Here is a 22,364-nt window from a genome sequence, read left to right as displayed (position 1 = left end):
AACTAGCCAGTTATCCGGCCGCATTGCCACTTTATTGTCTCGGCGCCGATAAACCGCGACAAGCGGACTAATTCTGCATCCAATTTTTTATTTCTGGCCTTTGTCCATTGGACAGATGGTTCTTGCCAGATTTGAATCACCTTCAATAGACCCGCTTTGCGATCGGCTTTGAGTTCAATGCGGCCGACAAAGCGATCTCCCTCGAGTAGCGGATAAACATAATAGCCCCAGCGCCGCTTGGCTGCGGGAACGAATATCTCGATCCGATAGTCAAATCCAAACAAACGCAACAAGCGCGTGCGATCCCGAATGGCGGGATCAAACGGGCTGAGAATGCGCAGCCGTGTGGACGGCGCGGGCGCTTGGTCGAGTAGCGTTTCGATATCTGCTGGCGCCACCATATCTGTCCAGTCTCCGGTGGTCGACTCCACCGAAATGGGGATGAGTTGGTCGGCGGCTGCAGCGGCCCAGAACCGCACTTCCTTGGTATCTACGGCTGCCCAGAATCTCTGGATCTCGCCCAACGTCGCCATGCCCAGTCGGTCCAGTGCCGCCTTGCAAAGCCAATGAATTTGCGTTTGAGCGCTATGCGTGGGTTGGCGATACTGTTCCGGGATGACACGCTCGGTTAGATCATAATATTTGATAAAATTCTCACGATGGGCCGTCGTCAATTTGCCGGCATACCAAAGATGATCCAAAGCGCGTTTATGGGGCGGACGGGCCCACATTTCCTTTTTTCCGCTTATTTTGGTGTCAAAGGCATGGGTCGATAGCGGGCCTTCTGTTGCAATCCGGGCCTGCATCGCAGCAACGGCGTTAGCGCTCATTTCATTATGGGCGGCAGTGCGCGCGCCGAGGCGCTGAAATTGCCGCTGCCAATAGGGATATATGTCCAACGGCAGGACCGACGCGTCATGCGTGAAATGTTCAAATATCTCGCGCTGATTTGCTAATAAATTATTGAGCATGGGTTCGCGATAATTTTGGTTGCGACTCCACAAAATATGATGATGGGCTCGGGTCACATTGCGGATGGTATCGAGCTGGACAAATCCCAGATCCTTGATGATTTGCAACAGATCCAGTCGGCCCGTTGGGGTCGGCGCAAGACCTTGGCGATCCAGCCACAAGCGCCGCGCATCTCGATTTTTGATCTTTAGCACCATATCAAATAGCAGTTGTTTCGACATGAGCGACAGGTCGGCCGCGGCGGGTTGCCATGATGCAGCCTGCAACGATCAAAGCTGTTCCAAACACGGTGGAGACCGTGACCGGCTCATCAAAATATACCCAACCCAATAGAGCCGCCCAGATGAAGGCGCTATATTCCAGATTGACCAGCAATTGGGCCTCGGCGCGCGCATAGCCCCACATGATAAGCAGGATTGAAACAATCGCCAGCGTCGCCGCCAACAATATCGTAGGCCAAGCGGAATATTCCGGCACAATGGCAAACCATGGTGCGACAGCGAGATATGCCAGAAAGACAATCAGGTTTTGAAAGAAGCTGACTTCAATCGGGCCAACCCGCATCGCTTGATATCGCTGAATCACCAGATTTCCAGCATATAATATCGCTGATAGTAAAATTGCAGCAAAACCCCAGAGCGTGTCTGTCGGATAGTCTCCAGTTAGTTTTTCATAAGCGATTACGGCTACCCCAGACAGGCCAAAAAGAGAGGCCCATATCGCCTTTGGGTGGATTGATTCCTTCAGAAAAATGGCCGCAAGATAGAGTGCAATTAGCGGCGCGATAAAACTGAGCGCGACACCTTCGGCAAGTGGTACCCGAGTGAGTCCCCAAAAGAAAAGATAGGCCATGAAAACGATCATCACGCTTCGCAAAACATGGACTTTCATGATCTCGCGATCGGGCCAACTTGGTCGCTGCCAAAAATATAGGATAGCAATAATCACAAGGCCCGCAGCATAGCGCCATAATATCGCGTTATATGGACCCAGGCTCAGGCTGAGGCTTTTCATAACCGCATCCATCGCGGAAAATGATGCAAGCCCGAGCAAGACCGACCCTGTCGGCAGCAATGGTGCATTGTTGGGCTTTAAGGTTTTCGGTTGCTCAGTCACCGACATGCTATCGGCTCATGATCGAGCCATGTCCAGACAGGAATCGCGTTGTCCGCGTCAAAGTCCCATTTGCCGGACGGCCAGATCGCGCATGATTTCTTCCGAGCCGCCGCCAATGGCCATGACTTTGACCTCGCGGTAAAAACGCTCGACCACATTGCCCCGCAAATAGCCGGCACCACCCCAGATTTGCATCGCTTCGCTGGCGCAATATTCGAGATTCTTGGTGCTGAAAAACTTCGCCTTGCAGATCTGGTCGACCGGCATTTGTCCATTTTCGGAAAGGAAGCAAATCTGGTTGACCCAGGCTTCGGTCGCGTCGACGCGTGCGGACATTTCGGCAATTTTATGCCGGATGACCTGATGCTGGCTCAGCGGTTTTCCAAATGTTTCCCGCTCCTGGGCATAGCGGATAGATTCTTCGAGCAAGACCCGCATCATCCCAAGACATTGGGCCACCATTCCCAAGCGCTCATAGTTGAAATTATGCATGATCTGGATGAAGCCCCGCCCTTCGTCACCGAGCATATTGCTGGCCGGGACACGGACATCATCAAAATAAAGTGTCGCTTGATCAGACGCCCACCAGCCCATTTTCTTGTCCAGCGCTGTTCGGGAAAATCCCTCCATATCTTGTTCGACAAGAAAAAGTGAAATGCCGTTTAAACCTTCTCCGCCAGTGCGAGCGCCGACCACAAAATAATCTGAGGTCATCCCGCCGGTGATGAATGTTTTTGATCCGTTGATAATCCAGTGATTGCCATCTTGCCGAGCGGTTGTTTTCATATTGGCTACGTCCGAACCGCCACCAGGCTCGGTCACACCAAGGCTGGAACCTTTGCGCCCCAGAACAATATCTTTGAGAATGCGATCCTTAATGTCTTGGGAGGCGAGCTTCTCAATCGGTCCGATGGAAATACTGCGGCCGCCCAATGCGGCAAGGGTTCCGCCATTATGCGCCCGAGCGGCTTCCTCACCCCAGATACAGCGCATATACATATCGTCAAAGCCGAGCCCACCATATTGCTCTGCGACCCCAAAGCCCCAGGCGCCCAGTGCCCCGACTTTTTCATGAATGTCCCACGGTATCTGCTCCGCTTCATCCCATTCATTGGCAAAGGGCTGTAATTCCGTTTCGGTAAATCGCCGCGTCATCTCTCGAAATTGCTGACGTTCTTCCGTATCGGCTGCGTGACGCATATTCAGTTCCTTAATTGATCAGTTAAACTGTTATCAATTCCAGGACAGAACGCAAGGGTGGCGCCAAAGCAGTGGGGCGCCGACTTTCCCGATCGACATAGACATGCGTGAAATTGCCCGCCGCGGAAGCGGTTTTTTCATCGCCGCGAAATAGACCAACGCCATAAGTAACGCTGGTCCGCCCTAGATTTTCAACCCGAATTCGCGCTTCCACCGCATCGGGAAAAGCAATGGGCGCAAAATATTCGCAACTTGTCTGCACGACCAAGCCGATGACTTTGCTATTTTCAATATCAAGCACCCCCTGTTCGATGAGATAGCGATTGACGGCGGAATCAAACCAGAAATAATAAACCGCATTGTTGATATGGCCATAAGGGTCATTGTCATTCCAGCGCGTGGTAATCGCAGAGCCTGCCTTATAGTCATTCCAGGAAGCCGGGACTGAGCGCGTTTTACCAGGCATTGGCATATATCCGCTTGGCGTCTTCCAAATCCAATTCTTTGGGATTGTTGATCAGCAATCTTGTCTGTTGCATTGCGGCTTCGGCCAGTTCTTCCAAACCAGTTTCTGCGATGCCGACATCGCGCAGTCGCCGGGGAGCGGATACGGTAACCGCTAAATTTTCGAGATAGTCAATCAGTGCTTGGGCTCGGGTTTCGCTGCTGGTTGATTCGGCCCCGGGAATATTGAGCGCATCAGCCAATTGCGCGTAAAGCGTGGCTGCTTTGTCCAGATTAAACTGCATGATGTGCGGCATCACGAGCGCATTGGAAAGACCATGTGGAATGTGATAAATTCCGCCGAGCGGATACGCCAGCGCATGGATGGCACCGACGGGACTATTGGCAAATGCTTGTCCCGCTAACATCGAGCCGCGCAACATCGCTTCGCGAGCGACCATATCAGTGCCATCGGTACATGCGGCTTCAATATGGCCGGTTAGCAATTTCAGAGCTTCAATGGCCAGCATATCGGAAACTGGGTTTTTGGCATGACGGCCGGTATAGGCCTCAATCGCATGAACCATGGCATCTATGCCTGTTGCGGCGGTGACATCTGCCGGCAGACCTGCTGTCAGTTCAGGATCCAAAATCGCGGCATCGGCAAATAAATGAGGAGATACAATCCCGGCCTTGGTGGTTTCACCAGTTGTTAAAATGGAAATGGCGGTGACTTCTGATCCGGTACCCGATGTTGTGGGAATGAGGATTGTCGGCAAACCTTTGCGGGCCAATGCGCCAACCCCGTAAATTTCGGACAGCGGCTGGGCGCCATCGACCGCCAGCGCCGCAACAATTTTGGCGGTGTCGAGTGAACTGCCGCCCCCCAGACCGATGATAATATCGGCTTTCGCACTTTGCGCCATATTAATGGCTTGCTCGACAATGGCCTCGGGAGGATCGGCAATCACACCATCAAAAATTAGCGCGGCTATGCCGGAACTCGCAAGGGCTTTTTCAACGGGGGCTATCAGGCCGGCTTTTATGATGCCCTGGTCCGTCACGATCAGCGGCCGGGACGCGCCCAATGCGGTAATTTGTTCGACGAGCTGCGAAAGACTGCCGGCACCAAAATGCAAAACCGGAACAGTTTGAAAGCTATAATTATCCATGCTGTGACTTTTGCATTGATCGGGGCGCCGTGCAACGGACTTTGCGCACGCACAAAAAAAGGGCCGGAAAATCCGGCCCCTTCTTGTGGTGACGAAATGCCCCCAATTCTTATATGGTTTTAGAATGCACCGCGAAGCGTTACACCAAATGTCCGCGGTTGTTGGATGAAGGCAGACCGAGATGTCCCGCGCAGTACCGTATTAAAGGTAACACCGCGTGTAACTTCATTTGTCAGGTTTTGAACCCAAGCCTCAATTCCCCAAGATTTGTCCTGACTACCGAGCCCTGCGCGCAGGTTGATTTTGATATTGCCATCCTGAACATCGAACGGAAGTGGCGAAGCGTTGTCAATCGCAGCAGGAATACTTCCGGCGGCGGCAATCGCCGCAGCGTTTGGCAAAATAATTGCTTGGGTCGATGTCCGACGATCACTTTCCGTACGAATTTGGCCATTAACAAACCAATTCAAATTGTCCGAAAAGTCTTGCGTATAGGTTGCTCCTAAAATGGCAACGAGTTCTGGTGCGTTGGTAAGACTGTTACCGCAAAGCCCTTGTACGTTCACTGGAGCAAGAGCATCACCATCATCACAATCGTTCGGATAACGTGCATCCGTCCACGTCAAGCCTGCATTGATCGTTAACCCGTCGGTTGGACGAATGACCGATTCAATTTCAACACCGGTAGACAATGCCGTCGGTACGTTGAAAGTTTCAAACTGGGCCCCGGTAAATTCCAGAACCTGAAAGTTCGAAAATTCTTCATGGAAACCAGCGAGATTGAAAGTCACTGCGCCATCAAGAAACTTGGCTTTCAAACCGATTTCATAGGCATCAACTTCTTCAGACGCGAAGGTTGGGTCTGCACCAGCAATTGCGGCTGTTGAATCCAAATTGATTCCGCCAGATTTATAACCATGGGTGAAGCTGGCATAGATATTTATGGGTGCCGCAAATTCATAAGAAGCCTTCAATGTATAAATAAACTCATCGTCATCGAAGGTGGTACCGGCAAAAGTAACGGGCGTAGGAATTGCGCCAGCTGTGGGCAAGTTTGCTGGTGCTGTAAAAGCAAAACAACCGAGACCAAATAAGCCATTACCCAAGGCCGTGCCTAATGGGGGAGCAGGTGCCGCTCCTGGAGGCACGACGCCAAGTCCAACATTGCTGATAATCGCACTACAAACAGGGTTATTTACAGCAGATTGCGAAAATCCTCCTGTCTTGCTTTCGTTCGAATAACGCAAACCGGCGGTCAGTTCCAAACCATCAGCGATTTCGAAAGAATTATGCGTAAATATCGAATAGCTTTCGCTGTCTTGTTCGAAATTATTTGTATTAGAAATACCATTGGGTGTTTGACCACTGAACAAGGCAAGTGGCGCTGGTCCAGCGGCGCCACCGAATAGCGCACCGGCAAGAGCATCATAGTCAGCGCCCAAAGATGCGGTCGTCGATGAATCAATGGTTTCATCGGAATAGAAACCACCGACAAGCCAGTTTAAGCGCCCATCAAACAATTCTCCCTGGAACCGAAGCTCAGCGGTAAAGGTATCAATCGACGTGGACAGATCGTCAATGTCGAAGATGTCCAAACCGGTAAAGTCAGAATCATAATTCTCAGTGGAGTCGAACTGCCGATAAGATGCGATGAAAATTGCATCAACCGTATCGCCAATGGGAACCGTAATTTCACCGGTGATACCCCATTGATCTACTTCAGCGACCGGGAGAAAGCTTGCCGTTGTAACCCGGTCTTCCAAAATATCAGTGATGGTAGACTGATCGTTCGGATTATCGGTAAAAATTGGCGTGGATTGACCACCACGAGCACCCAGACCAACCGCAGCAAAGCCGCCGCCGGTCTCAACGGTACCTTGAAGAAGCTCGACAGCGCCGCAGCAACTTGATGTGCTGCGCGAATAGTCACCGATCAAGCGCCCTTCGATCCCGCCAGAGGATTCGAAGCCAAGTTGAGCGCGAATAAGAAATTGATCAACGTCGTTAGTGGATCCAATGTCAGTGCCATTCCGATCCAACACGTCCAATGTCCCATCTTGCTGCCGGTACGCACCAGTTACACGAAGCGCTACACTGTCCTGTACAATCGGGAGATTTACTGCGCCCTGGACGTTAACCAAGTCAAAATTACCATAGGTCGCATTTGCAAATCCGCCAAATTCATTCAAATCCGGGCGGACATTGGTGATATTCAAAGCACCAGCCGAGGTATTGCGGCCAAATAACGTGCCTTGTGGGCCGCGTAGAACTTCAACACGTTCCACATCCACAAATTCCGTTAACGCGATACCAGGCCGCGATTGATAGGCGCCATCGATAAAGATGCCGACTGCGGATTCAAAGCCAATATTGTTCGAAGTTGTACCAACGCCGCGAATACGCAAAACAACTGAACCCGATGCGATCTGCGCATTAGAAGTTGAGAAGCTTGGCGAAACGCTGCCGATATTTTGAACGTTTACAACGCCCTGCTGTTCCAGTTGAGCGGGGCTCACTGCGGTCACAGCGAGCGGAATATCTTGCACATCCTGTGCACGGCGCGTGGCCGTCACGATGATGACATTATCATCCACTTCTTCAACAGCGGCATCTTGTGCATAGGCTGGCGCGGTCATTGCGCTCGTGCACAATGCTGCCATAAGGACGCGATTCAAACTTTTCATAATCATTCTCTCCCGTTGTACATTCACCGATGCTTGCCGTTTGTCCCGGTATTATGGGGAAGGACTCTGGTCTTGTTTGCGTCGGTTACAAATGCATAGGTCGTTTAACAGAGCCATTAAATCAAGCGGATATCTATGTTTCCCATTAGAAAATGGCTAGCCGTGGTAAATATGATACAATGAAATGCCGCCAATTCACGGGCTATCAACTGAAACAATCATCCGCTGTTGCATATAAGATGCATGTTACGCAGCATCGGCGGCGAGCCTATGGCTGCGTGAAATGAGGGAACCAATGCAACCGCAACACGGCCATTTCAGTGGGGTGGGTGGGGAATGGTCTTATATGCTGCGGTTACGCTTGCATAAGTCATTTAATCGCGTCATTAAATCAACCATTGGGCGCAAGCTCGGCGCAGAATTTTGAATTTTGTGATATTAGGGGAACAAGCGTTTCGCGTGGTTGTGCATTTTTTATGATGGATCAATATGTGAAAGGCAAAACAGCAGCACCCGTATAGCGGGGCTTGCAGGAGGGGACAGTATGACACGCAATTTTTGGGGTCTTGTCGCGATAAGCGCGGCGCTTGCTGGCTGTATAGATGGTAACGATACAAGCGATCAGTCCGGGACGGCGCTGGCGCCCGGTGAAACAGCGGAGCAACCCAATCCCAATCGCAATGTCTATTTTGGCGATTTGCATATTCATACGCGCAACAGTTTTGATGCTTATATTTTCAACGTTCGGACAACACCGGAAGATGCGTATAAATTTGGGATGGGTGAGGGTATCACCCATCCTTCTGGTTATGATTTGAAGCTCGAAGGTCCGGCTCTGGATTTTATGGCCGTCACGGATCACGCGGCTTATCTCGGCCATTTGCCCGCGATGGACAATCCGGAAACAGAAATTTCGAAACTGGATATGGCCAAGGACATGTTCAGTGCGGATCCCGACAAGATTATCGCTGCCTTCCAGCTCATCGGGGGGGCCGTCAGAGACGGCCGAAAAATGGAAGGTGTCTATGACCCCAAAATCACTGGTGATGTTTGGCAAGCAACGATTGCCGCGGCGGAAAAATATAATCAGCCGGGCAAGTTCACGACTTTTGCGGCTTATGAATATACTGCGACGCGGGTAACGCAAGGCGAGGGCGGTGGCTTTGCTGGCGGCAATCTCCACCGCAATGTCGTGTTCCGCGGATCAGCACCCGACATGCCGTTCGGCACGCTGGATTCGACCAATCCGGAAGATTTGTGGAATTGGATGGATGATCAACGCGCAGCCGGTCATGATGGTTTGTCTATTCCACACAATAGCAACGTGTCGGATGGCGAAATGTTCAAGCTGGAAACATATCAGGGGCAAGCGCTGACCAAAGCTTATGCCGATCAGCGCATGCGCAATGAACCCATTGCTGAGATTACCCAGGTCAAAGGAACGTCAGAAACCCATCCGTCTTTGTCTCCCAATGATGAATGGGCAGATTTTGGAATTTATGAATATCTATTGTCATCACAGATTAAATCCAAAGTGCAGGGGAGCTATATCCGAGAGGCTTATGCCAATGGCTTGCTGCTCGAAGAGAAAACCGGCGGCAACCCGTATAAATTTGGATTGATCGGGTCTACTGACAGCCATGTCGCTGGCGGGTCTTTCGATGAAAAGAATTTCTGGTCCAAAGTGGGCGTGGTGGATGGAACACCGGAATCGCGCGGTTCGGTCCCACCGGGCGGGAAGAAAAGCTGGGAAGGCGTGACGCTTGATCCCAGAGCGGCGAGCTGGTTCTCGCGGTGGGGTGCCTCTGGCTATGCCGCGGTATGGGCAGAAGAAAACACCCGCGAAGCCATATTTGATGCGATGCGTCGCAAGGAAACCTACGCCACCACCGGAACGCGAATCAAATTGCGGTTTTTCGGCGGCTTTGGTTTTGATCAATCCATGCTGGATGACCCGGACATGGTCGCAAAGGCCTATAAAAACGGCGTCGCGATGGGCGGTGACTTGATCGGTCAAGAAGACGCACCAGGCTTCATTGTCTGGGCGATGCGGGATGCGATGAGCGCGCCTCTGCAGCGGCTGCAAATTGTCAAAGTGTGGACGGACAATGGTAAGATTAATGAGAAGGTTTTCGATGTCGCCTGTTCCGATGGCGGCGCGGTGGACCCAGGCACCGCTCGGTGTCCGGATAATGGCGCCACGGTTAATCTGTCGGATTGCTCGATTTCGACCGACAAAGGCGCGCCTGAGTTGAAAACATTCTGGCGGGATCCGGAACATGCCTCCGGACAACGCGCATCTTATTATGTGCGCGTGCTTGAAAATCCCGTCTGTCGTTGGTCCACTTGGGACGCTTTGCGCGCTGGTGTTCCTCCGAATCCAGCCTTGCAAAAAACCATTCAGGAACGGGCTTGGTCATCTCCGATTTGGTTGGTACCAACGCCTGCTTGAACGGCGAATGGCCAATGATCGGAAGCGGGTTTTGTTTAGGGAATTGGGATGAACATCCTTAGAAAAGCCATTGCTGATCCGATTGCGCATTTTCTTTTGATCGGGGCCGCTCTGGTTGCGATTAATGCCTATTGGACCAGCTATCAGGGCTCTCAAGGGCGCACGATAACGGTAAGCGCTGCTGAGATTGAGCGATTGAGTGTGCTTTGGGCGAATACGGCAGGCCGCTTGCCAACGGGACAAGACCGACAGGAAATTATCGACCAATATGTCCAGCAAGAAGCCTTGGTCCGCGAAGCAGAGCGGCTGGGATTGGGAGAGGGCGATACCATCATAAAGCGGCGGCTGGCGCAGAAGATGGATTTTCTGATCAGTGGTAACAGTGAGGTGGGCACACCAATTGACGCGGAGTTGAAGCGGTGGTTTGAGACGAATCAGGAGCAATTTGCCGCGCCCGAACGACGCAGCTTTGTCCATATTTATTTCAGTCCCGAAAAATACGGGGATCGCATTGACGCGGTTGCCAAGAATGCGCGCATTGCCGTGCAGTCGGGAGAAAATTGGAAAGGTCTGGGGGATCCGTTCATTCAAAAAAGAAGCTATGCGGCTCTTCCCGAAACGGAGGTCACGCGGCTGTTCGGACCGGATTTTGCGCAGGCTGTGTTCACACTTCCAAAAGGCCAATGGAGCGCACCATTGGGATCCGCATTTGGTTTGCATCTGGTGCGAGTGGAAGCGATTGACGGCGCCGCGCGCGCTGCGTTTGAACCGATAAAGGCGGAGATCTTAACCGCGTGGCAGGACGATCAAAACAGCAAGGCAAAGCAAGCCGCTTTGGCTGATCTGGTTGACCGATATACGGTTGTTATCGAAACCGATGGCGATGCGCCGAGAGATTCTCAGTGAGATGATCTTGCGAAAAAATATCCGCGCAATGCTATTTTTTGCCGGTCTCTTTTGGGTGGCTTTGACGACTTTGACCGCTATGCCCGTATACGCCCACGAAATTCGTCCAGCGGCGTTAGAGCTCGTGCAAGAGGTGGATGGAACTGTTTCTGTGCTCTGGAAACAGCCGATTTTATCAGGGCGCAAGCTCAAAATGCGACCCGTATTGCCAGCACAATGCCGTGCTCCAGCCCAGACTGAACAGATAATTTCTGGAAATGTCGTCGCCGAGCGGTGGAACACGCGCTGCAGTCTCGATCGAGGGTATATTGCGATAGAGGGTCTCGACCGGACCCTGACCGATGTATTTGTCCGGATCCGGACTGGCGATGGCGCAGAAACGACTCATATTTTACGTCCTGCCAGCCCTCAGCTTGATCTGGGCGAAAAGCGCGATTCCTCCGCTGCGGCCTATTTGTTCATTGGCACCCAACATATGCTTTTGGGATGGGATCATTTGCTATTTCTCTTGGGGCTTTTGCTGCTGACGCCGATTCGGCAATTGCTATGGGTAGTGACTGCATTCACCTTGGGGCACAGCATCACGCTTGCCATTACGGCCTTTGGCTATCTCGCCTTGCCGAGCGAACCGGTTGAGCTTCTTATTGCGTTGTCGATATTTTTCCTTGCAATTGAGGTGGTCCGCAAATGGTCCGGCAAAACCAGCATAACAATCCGGCAGCCCTGGCTTGTCGCCTTGGCTTTTGGTCTTTTGCATGGTCTCGGTTTTGCTGGTGCACTCGCCGATATTGGGCTGCCGAAAGATCAAGAATTATGGGCTTTGTTATTGTTTAATCTGGGCGTTGAACTGGGGCAGCTGCTGTTCGTGGCCTTGCTTTTGTTGGTGATGTGGTTAGCCAGCCGCAGCGGACTGGAGCAGCGCAAATGGCTGGAATGGCCAGCGGTTTACGCCGTTGGGATTTTGGGGGCTTTTTTTACGCTGACCCGGATATTTTAACGGGTGCCGGTTTTCTGTAGAAGCAGAAAAATAATATACAGCGGACTATGGCAGCGCGAACACAAGAATAAGATGGGGCCAATATCCTGCTTGGCGGGAAAAGCGTTCGTCGCTACAAAGGGCTGAACAGTTACATAAGGACAATTTATGCCTCAACTCATCCTCCTTCGTCACGGTCAGTCGCAATGGAATCTGGAAAATCGATTTACCGGTTGGTGGGATGTTGATGTGACAGAAAAAGGCATTGAAGAAGCCAAGGCGGCTGGCCGTCTGATGAAGGAAAAGGGCATTGAATCCGATCTGTGTTTCACTAGCTTGCAAAGCCGGGCGATTAAAACTCTCAATTTGGCCCTTGGTGAAATGGACCGGCTTTGGCTTCCGGTGGAGAAAAACTATCGCTTGAATGAACGCCATTATGGCGGACTCACGGGTCTGAACAAGCAGGAGACCCGTGATAAACATGGGGATGAGCAAGTCCATATCTGGCGCCGCAGCTTTGATACGCCTCCTCCTCCGATGGCCGCTGACAGTGAATTTCAAATGACATCAGATCCGCGTTATGCGGGCATAGAAGTACCGGCGACGGAAAGTCTGAAAGATACTATCGCGCGGGTATTACCCTATTGGAAAACGCGCATTGCACCTGAGCTGCAGTCTGGCAAACGGGTGTTAATTTCTGCTCATGGCAATAGCCTGCGCGCCTTGGTCAAACATTTGTCTGGCATTTCGGATGAAGAAATAACCGGTTTGGAAATTCCCACCGGCCAGCCGATTATTTATGATCTTGATGATGATCTGAACGAGAAAGACCGTTATTATCTATCAGAGCGGTAAGCATTCCGCTGGTACTTGATTATTTTTCTGATCGATAGACCGCTTCATCCCTTCGGGACATAAGCGTGGTGACGCTGTCCGCTGGTCCAATGAAATTATAGCCGATGGACATCGCCGGTTTATCGCTGCCATCTTCGCTGTCCAGATAGGCCGCGTCAAACCGCTCCATTAGCGCAAGAATCTTTGCTTCCACTTGATCGGCGTCGAGATTGTCCAGCAACAGGGCAAAATTATTGTGGCCAATTTTTGCTGCCAAATCGCGCGATCGGATATTATCTTGCAATATTGCAGCCAGGCGATGCGTCTCGTTTAGCGCATCATTGCAGCTCTTATCGTGCGGATCAGGCGGCGTTCGGTCGGCATCAAGAAAGAGCAAGGCGGTATTGTCGCCATAGCGCTGGCAACGCTCGATACGTTTTTCCAAGGCTTGAATAAATTCTTCTCGATTTATCAATCCTGCTAATAGATCTCTATTGGTTATTTTTTCCATTTTGGACTGCTCTTCTGTTTACAAAATTATTGTAAGAATGAAGGCTGATCCAATAGACCAATATATGTTTACCAAATTATCTCTGTATATATTCATGGATAAATATACTGCCCCGCTGTGTTATTCTTATTTACGAATATTTACACTGTAGTTCTCCTAATTTGATAAAGCCTATCTAGTCAACAAGATTGATAGTGAAGACACCTAAGCCATCGTTTTTTGTGATACTATAGCGAGAAATGCTTGCGCTTAATCATTGCTGCATTGCGTGTAAGACAATTCAAGGCTAAACGATTGCGCTTCCGCGACACTATTCAGGTGCAAAAATGACCGAAGCGAACCCACAAATTGGAATCATTATGGGCAGCCAGTCCGACTGGCCGACCATGCGCTTGGGTGCTGAAATTCTGGAAAAGCTGGGCGTGGCTCATGAGGTCAAAATTGTTTCCGCCCATCGCACGCCGGACCGGCTTTATGCTTATGCCAAAGCAGCACAGGAGCGAAAGCTGAAAGCGATTATTGCTGGCGCTGGCGGCGCGGCCCATTTGCCGGGTATGGTTGCGGCGATGACCCGGGTACCGGTTTTGGGTGTCCCCATCCAATCACGAACGCTCAACGGCGTGGACAGTTTATTGTCGATTGCACAAATGCCAGCCGGTATCCCGGTGGGCACTTTGGCCATTGGCGATGCGGGTGCTAAAAACGCGGCGTTACTGGCCGCTGCCATCTTGGCCAATGATGACGAAAAACTGGGCGAACGTCTTGATGCGTGGCGAAGCGCACAAAGCGCGGCTGTCGCCGATCAACCGGAATAAGCCAAGACGATGACCGCGCTTCCTCCTGGTTCCACCATCGGTATATTGGGTGGCGGTCAATTGGGCCGGATGCTTGCCATGGCCGCGGCGCAGCTGGGTTATCGTTGCCATATATATGCACCGGATAAGGAAAGCGTGGCTGCGGAAGTGGCCGCCGAATTTACCTGTGCAGAAGACCATGACATTACCGCTTTGCGGCAATTTGCCGGATCCTGTGATGTGCTCACATTTGAATTTGAAAATCTGCCGGTTGCACCGCTTGCCGAGATTGACGGGCTCGCACCGCTCTATCCGCCGGTAAAAGCGCTGGATATTGCTCAAAACCGGATTGCCGAAAAAGAATTTGCGCGGGTCCATGGCGGGACCACCGCGGCATTTGCCGAGGTCACTGATTTGGAATCCCTAGAGCAAGCCATCGAAAAAATAGGGACGCCAGCCATATTGAAAACGATCCGCATGGGCTATGATGGCAAGGGGCAGGCGCGGATCAAACCGGGTGATTCCCTCGCACCGCATTGGGAAACCGTTGGTCACCAGCCGAGTGTGGCCGAAGGTTTTGTGACTTTTTCACATGAATTTTCTGTCATTTTGGTCCGCGGACAGGATGGATCAATATGCTATTGGGATACGCCGCATAATATTCATGAGGATGGAATATTGGCGCAATCATTGGTTCCAGCGCCAGCTGAAATTGTCGAACAACAAGAAAAAGCGCGCGCCCTAGCCAGCAAAATGGCGCATGCGATGGGCTATGTTGGTGTTTTGACCTGTGAGTTTTTTGCTACAGCGGACGGACCAGTGTTCAATGAAATGGCTCCGCGGGTGCACAATAGCGGCCATTGGACGATCGAAGGGGCGGTAACCAGCCAATTTGAAAATCATATCCGCGCTCTCACCGGCCTTCCCCTTGGCGATCCCGGCTTGGCAGCGGATCATGTGGCTATGGATAATCTCATCGGCGGGACAGCGGATCAGTGGCAAGCGCTTCTAGCGGACCCGGCCAATCATCTGCATCTCTACGGCAAGGGGGAAAGTCGCCCAGGTCGTAAAATGGGGCATGTCACGAAATTATTTTTCTGATTTGCACGGGATTTGATCTGGGCTAGGCGGATCGCATGAATCATCCAGAAATTATTTTGTTTCTCGCGCGTGCCGACAATGGTGTCATTGGCGACCAAGATACTATTCCTTGGCGCTTACCGAGTGATCAAAGGCGTTTCAAATCCATGACCATGGGCAAGCCGATGATCATGGGGCGCAAGACGTTTGACAGCTTGCCCGGCTTGTTACCTGGGCGACGTCATATTGTTTTGACTCATGATCGGGAATGGGAAGCAGAAGGTGCCGAGGTAGCCCATGATATTCAGGATGCGCTGAAAATGGCCAATGCTCCGCATATTGCGATTATTGGCGGCGCTGAAATTTATCGGCTGTTTCTGCCCATGGCAGATAGCATTGCGCTCACCGAAGTGCATATGGATGCCGAGGGTGACACGGTGATGGAGGCTTTTGATCCCGCTCACTGGGAAGAAATCGAACGGGAAAGCCACGGGAGTAATAATGGCCAGCCAGGCTATTCTTTCGTGACCTTGAAAAGGAAAGATAGATGAAGCGCCTTGTGGGAGGGGTTTTGGCCATTACTGTTATATTGGCGCTCGCCTTTTTCATTTTCGCACCGGCTATATTCGAAAAACAGACGAACAAGGTGGAACCCGATTATCTGCCTGAACTTTCCAATGATTCCCGCGCAATCGAATCGCAATTTAACACAACTGAAAACCAGCCTCTTCCCGAGATACGGCCAGAAGTACAAGCATTGCATGATAGCCTTGTGATTGTTGATTTGCATGCTGATACCTTATTGTGGAAACGCCCGATCACCGATGCTGTCGACTATGGCCATGTCGATCTAAAGCGGATGCAGAAGGGCAATGTCGGCCTGCAAATTTTTTCGAGCGTCACCAAAACCCCGAAAGACCAAAATTACGATCGAAACAGCGCCGATAGCGACAATATAACCTTATTGACCATCGCGCAGCTGCAACCCATGCGAACTTGGTTTTCGTTGCTCGAACGCCAACTTTACCATGCTCAAAAACTCGATCGCGCGGTCACGGCATCCGACGGCGCGCTGGTAGCGATCAGCACATCCGGTCATGTCGAAGGCTTGGCGATGGCGCGTTCCAGAAAGGAAAATATTATCGGCGTATTGTTTTCCGCCGAAGGTCTGCAAACGCTAGAAGGCAAGCGCGAAAATCTCGACACACTATATGAGGCTGGCCTGCGCATGGCGGGGCTGGTCCATTTTTTTGATAATGCTCTGGCGGGATCGATGCATGGTGAGGATAAAGGCGGTCTTACAGATTTTGGCTGGCAGATTGTTCAGGATATGGAAGATAAAGGCATGATTGTCGATATTGCCCATAGCAGCCATGAAGCTGTGGATGACATCCTGAAAATGGCGCGCCGTCCTGTGGTTTCTAGCCATGGGGGCGTTCAGGCTGTTTGCAGCGTTAACCGCAATCTCAGCGACGCAGAAATTAAGGGTGTCGCCGCGACGGGAGGCGTTATCGGTCTGGGCTATTGGGCCGGAGCAATGTGCGACACTGATCCCAAATCTGTGGCAAGAGCTGCCAAACATATTCGCGATCTGGTCGGCATTGAACATGCCGCATTGGGGAGCGATTTTGATGGCGCGGTGACCACGCGTTTCGACACAAGCGGCATTGTCCATATCACACAGGCGTTGGTGGATGTCGGCTTCACCGAAGCGGAAATTCGCGCTGTTATGGGTGGTAACGCGCTGCGGGTTTTGCGCCAAGGCTTGATCCCGTTCAAAGATTTACCCAAACAAGCGGTTGAACAATCCCGCGAAACTGGTCAATAGCCCCGATCATGCGGTTGAGTGGGCAAAACAGAATTGAAGGCGATCTACGCGGTGCGATTATCGCGCTGGGTAATTTTGATGGGTTTCACAAGGGCCATCAAGTGGTCGCACAAACGGCGATTGATTGGGCTCGTGTTGAACAGCGTCCCGTGATCATTGCCACTTTTGACCCCCACCCGGTCCGCCATTTTCAACCCGATGCTGCGCCTTTTCGTTTAACCACCCTCGACCAGCGCGAACATTTGTTTACCCAAGCCGGGGCGGATGCCATGCTGGTTTTTGAATTTGGTGCAGAATTGGCGGGCACCAGCGCGGAAGATTTTGTTGAAGAGCTGCTCGTCAATCGCTTTGGCGCAGCAGGCATTGTCACTGGCGAAGATTTCACTTTTGGCAAGGGCCGGGCTGGCAATGTCGCTTTGATGACCGAATTGGGTGCGCCGCTAGGCCTCAGAACTAAGGCCGTCGGCCCGGTCAGCGATAGCGTCGAGACAATATCTTCCAGCCGGATCAGGGCGGCTTTGCAAGCTGGTGATTGTGAAACCGCAACACAATTATTAACTCGCCCTTTTGCCATTTCCGGTCCGGTTATCCATGGCGATAAAAATGGGCGCAAATTGGGATATCCCACCGCCAATATTGATATCGGACAATATCTGCGGCCGCGATATGGAATTTATGCCGTGAAAGGCCGCTTGCCCGATGGCCGCGTGGTCAAGGGAGCGGCTAATCTCGGTATCCGTCCGACTTTTGATCCCCCCAAAGAATTGCTTGAGCCATATTTTTTTGATTTTGCAGAAGATCTGTATGGGCAGGTAATCGAAGTGGAATTACATCATTTTCTACGCGGCGAAGCCAAGTTTGATGATCTGGATAGCCTGATGGTACAAATGGCAAAAGATTGTGCCGAGGCCAAGGAAAGGCTGGCATGAAGAAGATGCTTTTGTGGGGGCTGGGCGGTCTCTGGATGCTCTTCTTGATTGTGTCTTTGCTGAACAATTCGCGATGGGCACCTGCACCGGAGGGGCGATTTAAAATGATCGCCCATCGCGGAGTCCACCATATTTATGATCCGACCGGCATAGGCCGCGATGATTGCACAGCTGTACGCATGTTGCCCGGTCAAGAAGAACGCGAAATATTCGAGAATACGATCCATTCTATTCGCGCCGCTGTCGGGATGAAAGCTGATATGGTTGAAGTGGATGTCGCGCCTACCAAAGATGGCAATATGGTGCTGTTTCATGACTGGACCGTCGATTGCCGTACCGAAGGAAAAGGCAATACGCGCGACCTTACGCTGGCGGAATTGCAGGGGCTGGACATTGGCTATGGCTATTCGGCTGATGGTGGAAAAACCTTTCCCCTACGCGGCAAAGGCGTTGGCAAAATACCGACCGTGGAACAGGCACTGGCCTCGGAAACGTTCAAACCTTTTTTGTTCAACTTCAAAAGCAAAAATCCGGATGAAGCCGATCAGCTCTATGCGATACTCAAGGCTGCTGGGCGCGATTCCCTCAAGGAAGGCGATGGTTTTTACGGCGGTGAAGCGCCAGTGCAACGCATGAAAGAACTGATTCCCGGTATTTGGGCCTGGTCGAAACCGGGAGTAAAAGCCTGCACCAAAGATTATGCATGGATGGGCTGGCTCGGTATCACCCCGGATAGCTGCAAAAATGGGACGTTGGTGGTGCCGCTCGATTATCAATGGGCTTTTGCCGGATGGCCCAATCGCACCACCGCGCGGATGGAAGCGGTTGGCGCGCGGACGCTGATTATCGGCCCAATGAACGACCGCGAGTCCACGCGCGGTCTGACTTATGGCAACCAGCTGGCGGACATTCCCGTGAGCTTTAATGGCTATGTGATGGTTGAGGATATTAGCAAGGTCGGACCAGCGCTTATTCGCTAGCCATTAGCGGTGATCAAGCCTGGATGAAATCCCGCTTGCACCCGCGCCTCGCCTCGCCTAATCCCCGCCAATCATGACTGATAATGCACCAGATTATAAAGACACGGTTTTCCTGCCGAAAACTGATTTCCCGATGAAAGCCGGCCTCGCCAATAAGGAGCCGGCCATTTTGGAGCGTTGGCAGAATATTGGACTTTATGAAAAGCTGCGCGCAGCGCGGGCTGGCCGGGAAAAATTCATTTTTCACGATGGTCCGCCTTATGCCAATGGCAATATCCATATCGGTCATAGCCTCAACAAGACACTCAAGGATCTGGTGGTGCGCAGCCAGAATCTGCTCGGCAAGGACGCGCCGTTCGTACCCGGTTGGGATTGTCATGGCCTGCCGATCGAGTGGAAGATCGAAGAGCAATATCGCAAGAAAAAGCGCAACAAGGACGAAGTCCCGGCGAGCGAGTTTCGCGCCGAATGCCGCGAATATGCGGACAAATGGGTGAATGTCCAGCGCGAGGAATTCAAGCGGCTGGGCGTGTTGGCTGAGTGGGATAAGCCTTATCTCACCATGGATTATGACGCCGAAGCGGCGATTGTCACGGAGCTGCTGAAGTTTGCGGAAGCGGGACAGCTTTATCGCGGCGCCAAGCCGGTGATGTGGTCGCCGGTTGAGAAGACCGCGCTGGCGGAAGCGGAAGTGGAATATGAGGATATCACGTCGACGCAAATTGATGTGGCGTTCGAGATTGTCGAAGCGCCGAATTGTCCAGAGCTAGTTGGTGCGTATGCGGTGATCTGGACGACCACACCATGGACGATTCCGGTCAATCAGGCGCTCGCTTATGGGGCAGATGTTGAATATGCTCTCGTCGATTTACATGAACAAATCGATGACGATTGTGTTGTAAGCGGTGGAGATCGCTATCTCATCGCATATGATCTTTTGGACAGTTTCCAGAACCGGTTGTCAGCGAACAAAGAATATACACACCCCAAATTGTCAGTCGTAAAGCGCTATAAAGGTGCGGACCTGAAAGAAACATTAGCTGTTCACCCAATGGCGGTCACCTTGCCAGACAGCGATTTCTACAACAAACCGCGCCCGTTCCTTGATGGCTCGCACTTCGTCACCACCGAAGCGGGCACCGGCCTTGTCCATATGTCCCCCGATCATGGCGAGGATGATTTCGAACTCTGCAAGGCCAATGGCATCAACCCGGTATTCGCCGTCGATGCCGACGGTGTCTATCGCGAGGATTGGGACTGGCTGCCACGAGGGAATGAGCGCGCAGGCGGCGTGATCAACAAGAAATTTGTCAGCAGCACTGGCCCGATTTGTGAAGATTTGCGGGCAGCGGGCGCATTGCTGTCGGCCAGTGATGATTTCCAGCATAGCTATCCGCATAGTTGGCGCTCCAAGGCCAAGATTATTTATCGCTGCACCCCGCAATGGTTTGTACCGATGGACGAGCCGCTGACCGCGCCCAGTCAGATCCAACCGATTGAAGACGAAGAGGGCGAGACTGTCCTTGGCCATGCCGAAGGCATTGCTGCCACCCTGCGCGAGACGGCATTGGCAGAAATTGACAAGACCCGCTTCGTCCCCGCGCGCGGCCATCGCCGCCTGCAATCCATGCTCGAAGGCCGCCCCGACTGGGTACTTAGCCGCCAGCGTGCCTGGGGTGTGCCAATTGCGCTCTATGTTGATCGCAAGAGCGGTGAATATCTCAACGATCCGGCGGTCAACGAACGGATTATCGCCGCGTTTAAAACCGGCGGCGCGGATGCCTGGTTTAATGCTGATCATCAGGAATTTCTGGGTAACGCATATAGGCTCGATGACTATGAAGTGATCACCGACATTCTTGACGTTTGGTTTGACAGCGGCTGCACGCATAGTTTCGTGCTGGAAAGCGGCAAATGGGCGGATCATCAGACCCCTGCTGACCTCTATCTGGAGGGCAGCGACCAGCATCGCGGCTGGTTCCAGTCGAGCCTGCTCGAGTCCTGCGGGACGCGAGGCCGTGCACCTTATAAAGCCGTGCTGACCCACGGCATGACGCTCGACAAAAACGGCAAGAAAATGTCGAAGTCGCTCGGCAATACGCTCGACCCGCAAAAGATTATCAACGTCAATGGCGCCGATATCCTGCGCCTGTGGGCTGCCAGCGTCGATTTCACCGAAGACCACCGGATCGGCGATGAAATCCTCAAAGGCGTTACCGACAGCTATCGCAAATTGCGCAATACGTTTCGCTATATGCTCGGCGGCCTCAACGATTTTACCGAAAGTGAACGCGTCGCTGTGGCGGACATGCCGGAGCTGGAGCGCTATATTCTCCACCGTTTGGCCGCAGTGGATGCGAAGCTGAAACAGCATGTCAATGACTTCGCCTTTGGTCCTTACATGCGCGAGTTGACCGCCTTTGCGCAGGATGATCTCAGCGCCTTCTTCTTTGATATCCGTAAGGATTGTCTCTATTGCGACGCGCCGGATGATCCCAAGCGCATGGCTTACCGAACGGTCATGGATATATTGTTCCATGCGCTAACCCGCTATATCGCACCGGTGCTGGTCTTTACGTCAGAGGAGATTTGGCAAAGCCGTTTCCCTGATGAGAAGGACTCGATCCACTTGAAAGAATGGCCGGAAGTTGATGCGACATGGACGGATGAGAGCCTCGCTGGGAAGTGGGAAAATATCCGCACCGCGCGGATCAATGTCACCGAAGCGATTGAACCGCTGCGCCGAGAGAAAACCATTCGCTCCAGCCTGGAAGCAGAGGTGACCTATCCGATGGCTGACTTGCCCATTGATTCGGCTGAATTTGCGGAATTATGTATTGTTGCTGATGTTAAAAATGGCGCTGACATCACGGTGATCAAAACCGGGCACAGCAAATGTGGGCGCTGTTGGCGTCTGCTGCCCGATGTAGCAGAAGATGGTGCGCTATGCGGCCGTTGTGATGAGGTGTTGAGCGCATGAATGATGCTCTATCAAAATATCGAATTACCGGCATATTTGTCGCCTTGGCGATCTTTGCCTTGGACCAGTTTACCAAATTCATGGTCATGTATCCGCTTGATCTCAAAGCGCGAGGTCAGATTGAATTGCTGCCGTTTTTCAATCTGACCTGGGCGGAAAATTATGGCGTATCGATGGGCTTTTTAACTGCTTCCACCGACTTTCAACGCTGGGCTTTAGTGGCATTGACGGGTTTGATCGGAGTCGCCGTGCTCATCTGGATGTGGCGCGAAAAGGCGAAATGGGACATTATCGCACTCGCCTTTGTGCTGGGCGGGGCGATGGGCAATATTCTCGATCGCGCGCGGCTTGGATATGTCGCCGATTTTGCGGATTTGCATATCGGGGGTTTCCGTCCGTTTCTCATTTTCAACGTGGCCGATGCCTGTATTTCGATCGGAGTGGTAATCCTGCTTGCACGCGCGCTGTTAATACGCGAGAAGCCGGAAGAGGAATAATATTCAGCT

The 22,364-nt window shown here is 52.0% G+C and carries 19 protein-coding genes; 12 read left to right on the top strand and 7 right to left on the bottom strand.

What is annotated here, in order from left to right; all coding sequences use genetic code 11:
- Positions 1–2: 2 nt before the first annotated feature.
- The 6 genes from ABJU74_RS07200 to ABJU74_RS07175 form a co-directional block, all read right to left on the bottom strand.
- Positions 3–1,193, bottom strand: coding sequence for a crosslink repair DNA glycosylase YcaQ family protein (locus ABJU74_RS07200; RefSeq protein WP_348383724.1), 1,191 nt, complete (start codon positions 1,191–1,193; stop codon positions 3–5).
- Complete coding sequence (locus ABJU74_RS07195; RefSeq protein WP_348383725.1) at positions 1,171–2,094, bottom strand: DMT family transporter; 924 nt, start codon at positions 2,092–2,094, stop codon at positions 1,171–1,173. The genes ABJU74_RS07200 and ABJU74_RS07195 overlap by 23 nt, the downstream gene beginning before the upstream one ends.
- A 51-nt stretch (positions 2,095–2,145) precedes the next feature.
- Positions 2,146–3,288, bottom strand: coding sequence for an acyl-CoA dehydrogenase family protein (locus ABJU74_RS07190; protein WP_348383726.1), 1,143 nt, complete (start codon positions 3,286–3,288; stop codon positions 2,146–2,148).
- Positions 3,289–3,310: 22 nt separating this feature from the next.
- Positions 3,311–3,754, bottom strand: coding sequence for a thioesterase family protein (locus ABJU74_RS07185; RefSeq protein WP_348383727.1), 444 nt, complete (start codon positions 3,752–3,754; stop codon positions 3,311–3,313).
- The gene (locus ABJU74_RS07180; protein WP_348383728.1) at positions 3,744–4,904 is read right to left on the bottom strand and encodes an iron-containing alcohol dehydrogenase; all 1,161 of its coding nucleotides are present in this window, start codon (positions 4,902–4,904) and stop codon (positions 3,744–3,746) included. Before ABJU74_RS07180 ends, ABJU74_RS07185 begins: the two co-directional genes overlap by 11 nt.
- A gap of 119 nt (positions 4,905–5,023) precedes the next feature.
- Positions 5,024–7,588, bottom strand: coding sequence for a TonB-dependent receptor (locus ABJU74_RS07175; protein ID WP_348383729.1), 2,565 nt, complete (start codon positions 7,586–7,588; stop codon positions 5,024–5,026).
- Positions 7,589–8,132: 544 nt separating this feature from the next.
- Between ABJU74_RS07175 and ABJU74_RS07170 the strand changes: the two genes are divergently transcribed.
- The 4 genes from ABJU74_RS07170 (at position 8,133) to gpmA (ending at position 12,777) form a co-directional block, all read left to right on the top strand.
- On the top strand, positions 8,133–10,040 hold the full coding sequence (locus tag ABJU74_RS07170; protein WP_348383730.1) for a DUF3604 domain-containing protein: 1,908 nt from the start codon (positions 8,133–8,135) through the stop codon (positions 10,038–10,040).
- A gap of 48 nt (positions 10,041–10,088) precedes the next feature.
- On the top strand, positions 10,089–10,946 hold the full coding sequence (locus tag ABJU74_RS07165) for a peptidylprolyl isomerase (protein ID WP_348383731.1): 858 nt from the start codon (positions 10,089–10,091) through the stop codon (positions 10,944–10,946).
- A 7-nt stretch (positions 10,947–10,953) separates the two neighbouring features.
- Positions 10,954–11,943, top strand: a complete 990-nt coding sequence (locus ABJU74_RS07160) for a HupE/UreJ family protein (RefSeq protein WP_348383732.1) — start codon at positions 10,954–10,956, stop codon at positions 11,941–11,943.
- A gap of 147 nt (positions 11,944–12,090) precedes the next feature.
- Positions 12,091–12,777 carry a 2,3-diphosphoglycerate-dependent phosphoglycerate mutase gene (gene gpmA, locus ABJU74_RS07155; RefSeq protein WP_348383733.1) on the top strand — a complete coding sequence of 229 codons (687 nt, stop codon included), beginning with the start codon at positions 12,091–12,093 and terminating at the stop codon, positions 12,775–12,777.
- Positions 12,778–12,796: 19 nt separating this feature from the next.
- Here gpmA and ABJU74_RS07150 read toward each other — a convergent pair whose 3' ends face one another.
- Positions 12,797–13,267, bottom strand: a complete 471-nt coding sequence (locus ABJU74_RS07150; RefSeq protein WP_348383734.1) for a diguanylate cyclase — start codon at positions 13,265–13,267, stop codon at positions 12,797–12,799.
- A gap of 326 nt (positions 13,268–13,593) precedes the next feature.
- On the opposite strand from ABJU74_RS07150, the gene purE reads away from it, so the two are divergent.
- From purE to lspA, 8 genes are all read left to right on the top strand, one after another.
- The gene (purE, locus tag ABJU74_RS07145) at positions 13,594–14,082 is read left to right on the top strand and encodes a 5-(carboxyamino)imidazole ribonucleotide mutase (RefSeq protein ID WP_348383735.1); all 489 of its coding nucleotides are present in this window, start codon (positions 13,594–13,596) and stop codon (positions 14,080–14,082) included.
- Positions 14,083–14,091: 9 nt separating this feature from the next.
- Positions 14,092–15,162, top strand: a complete 1,071-nt coding sequence (locus ABJU74_RS07140) for a 5-(carboxyamino)imidazole ribonucleotide synthase (RefSeq protein WP_348383736.1) — start codon at positions 14,092–14,094, stop codon at positions 15,160–15,162.
- A 35-nt stretch (positions 15,163–15,197) separates the two neighbouring features.
- Positions 15,198–15,692 (top strand): dihydrofolate reductase, encoded by a 495-nt coding sequence (locus tag ABJU74_RS07135; RefSeq protein WP_348383737.1) that lies wholly within the window; start codon positions 15,198–15,200, stop codon positions 15,690–15,692.
- Positions 15,689–16,969 carry a dipeptidase gene (locus tag ABJU74_RS07130; RefSeq protein WP_348383738.1) on the top strand — a complete coding sequence of 427 codons (1,281 nt, stop codon included), beginning with the start codon at positions 15,689–15,691 and terminating at the stop codon, positions 16,967–16,969. Before ABJU74_RS07135 ends, ABJU74_RS07130 begins: the two co-directional genes overlap by 4 nt.
- A gap of 8 nt (positions 16,970–16,977) precedes the next feature.
- The gene (locus tag ABJU74_RS07125) at positions 16,978–17,898 is read left to right on the top strand and encodes a bifunctional riboflavin kinase/FAD synthetase (protein ID WP_348383739.1); all 921 of its coding nucleotides are present in this window, start codon (positions 16,978–16,980) and stop codon (positions 17,896–17,898) included.
- Positions 17,895–18,878, top strand: a complete 984-nt coding sequence (locus tag ABJU74_RS07120) for a glycerophosphodiester phosphodiesterase family protein (protein WP_348383740.1) — start codon at positions 17,895–17,897, stop codon at positions 18,876–18,878. Before ABJU74_RS07125 ends, ABJU74_RS07120 begins: the two co-directional genes overlap by 4 nt.
- A 73-nt stretch (positions 18,879–18,951) precedes the next feature.
- Entirely contained in the window at positions 18,952–21,858 is a 2,907-nt protein-coding gene (gene ileS, locus ABJU74_RS07115; RefSeq protein WP_348383741.1) for an isoleucine--tRNA ligase, read from the top strand.
- Positions 21,855–22,355 (top strand): signal peptidase II, encoded by a 501-nt coding sequence (gene lspA, locus ABJU74_RS07110; protein ID WP_348383742.1) that lies wholly within the window; start codon positions 21,855–21,857, stop codon positions 22,353–22,355. The genes ileS and lspA overlap by 4 nt, the downstream gene beginning before the upstream one ends.
- Positions 22,356–22,364: the final 9 nt, after the last annotated feature.

This window comes from Parasphingorhabdus sp. (assembly GCF_039982415.1).
Lineage (GTDB): Bacteria > Pseudomonadota > Alphaproteobacteria > Sphingomonadales > Sphingomonadaceae > Parasphingorhabdus.
The sequence above is the reverse complement of the archived record's forward strand: the minus strand, read 5'-3'. Positions and strand labels throughout refer to the sequence as shown.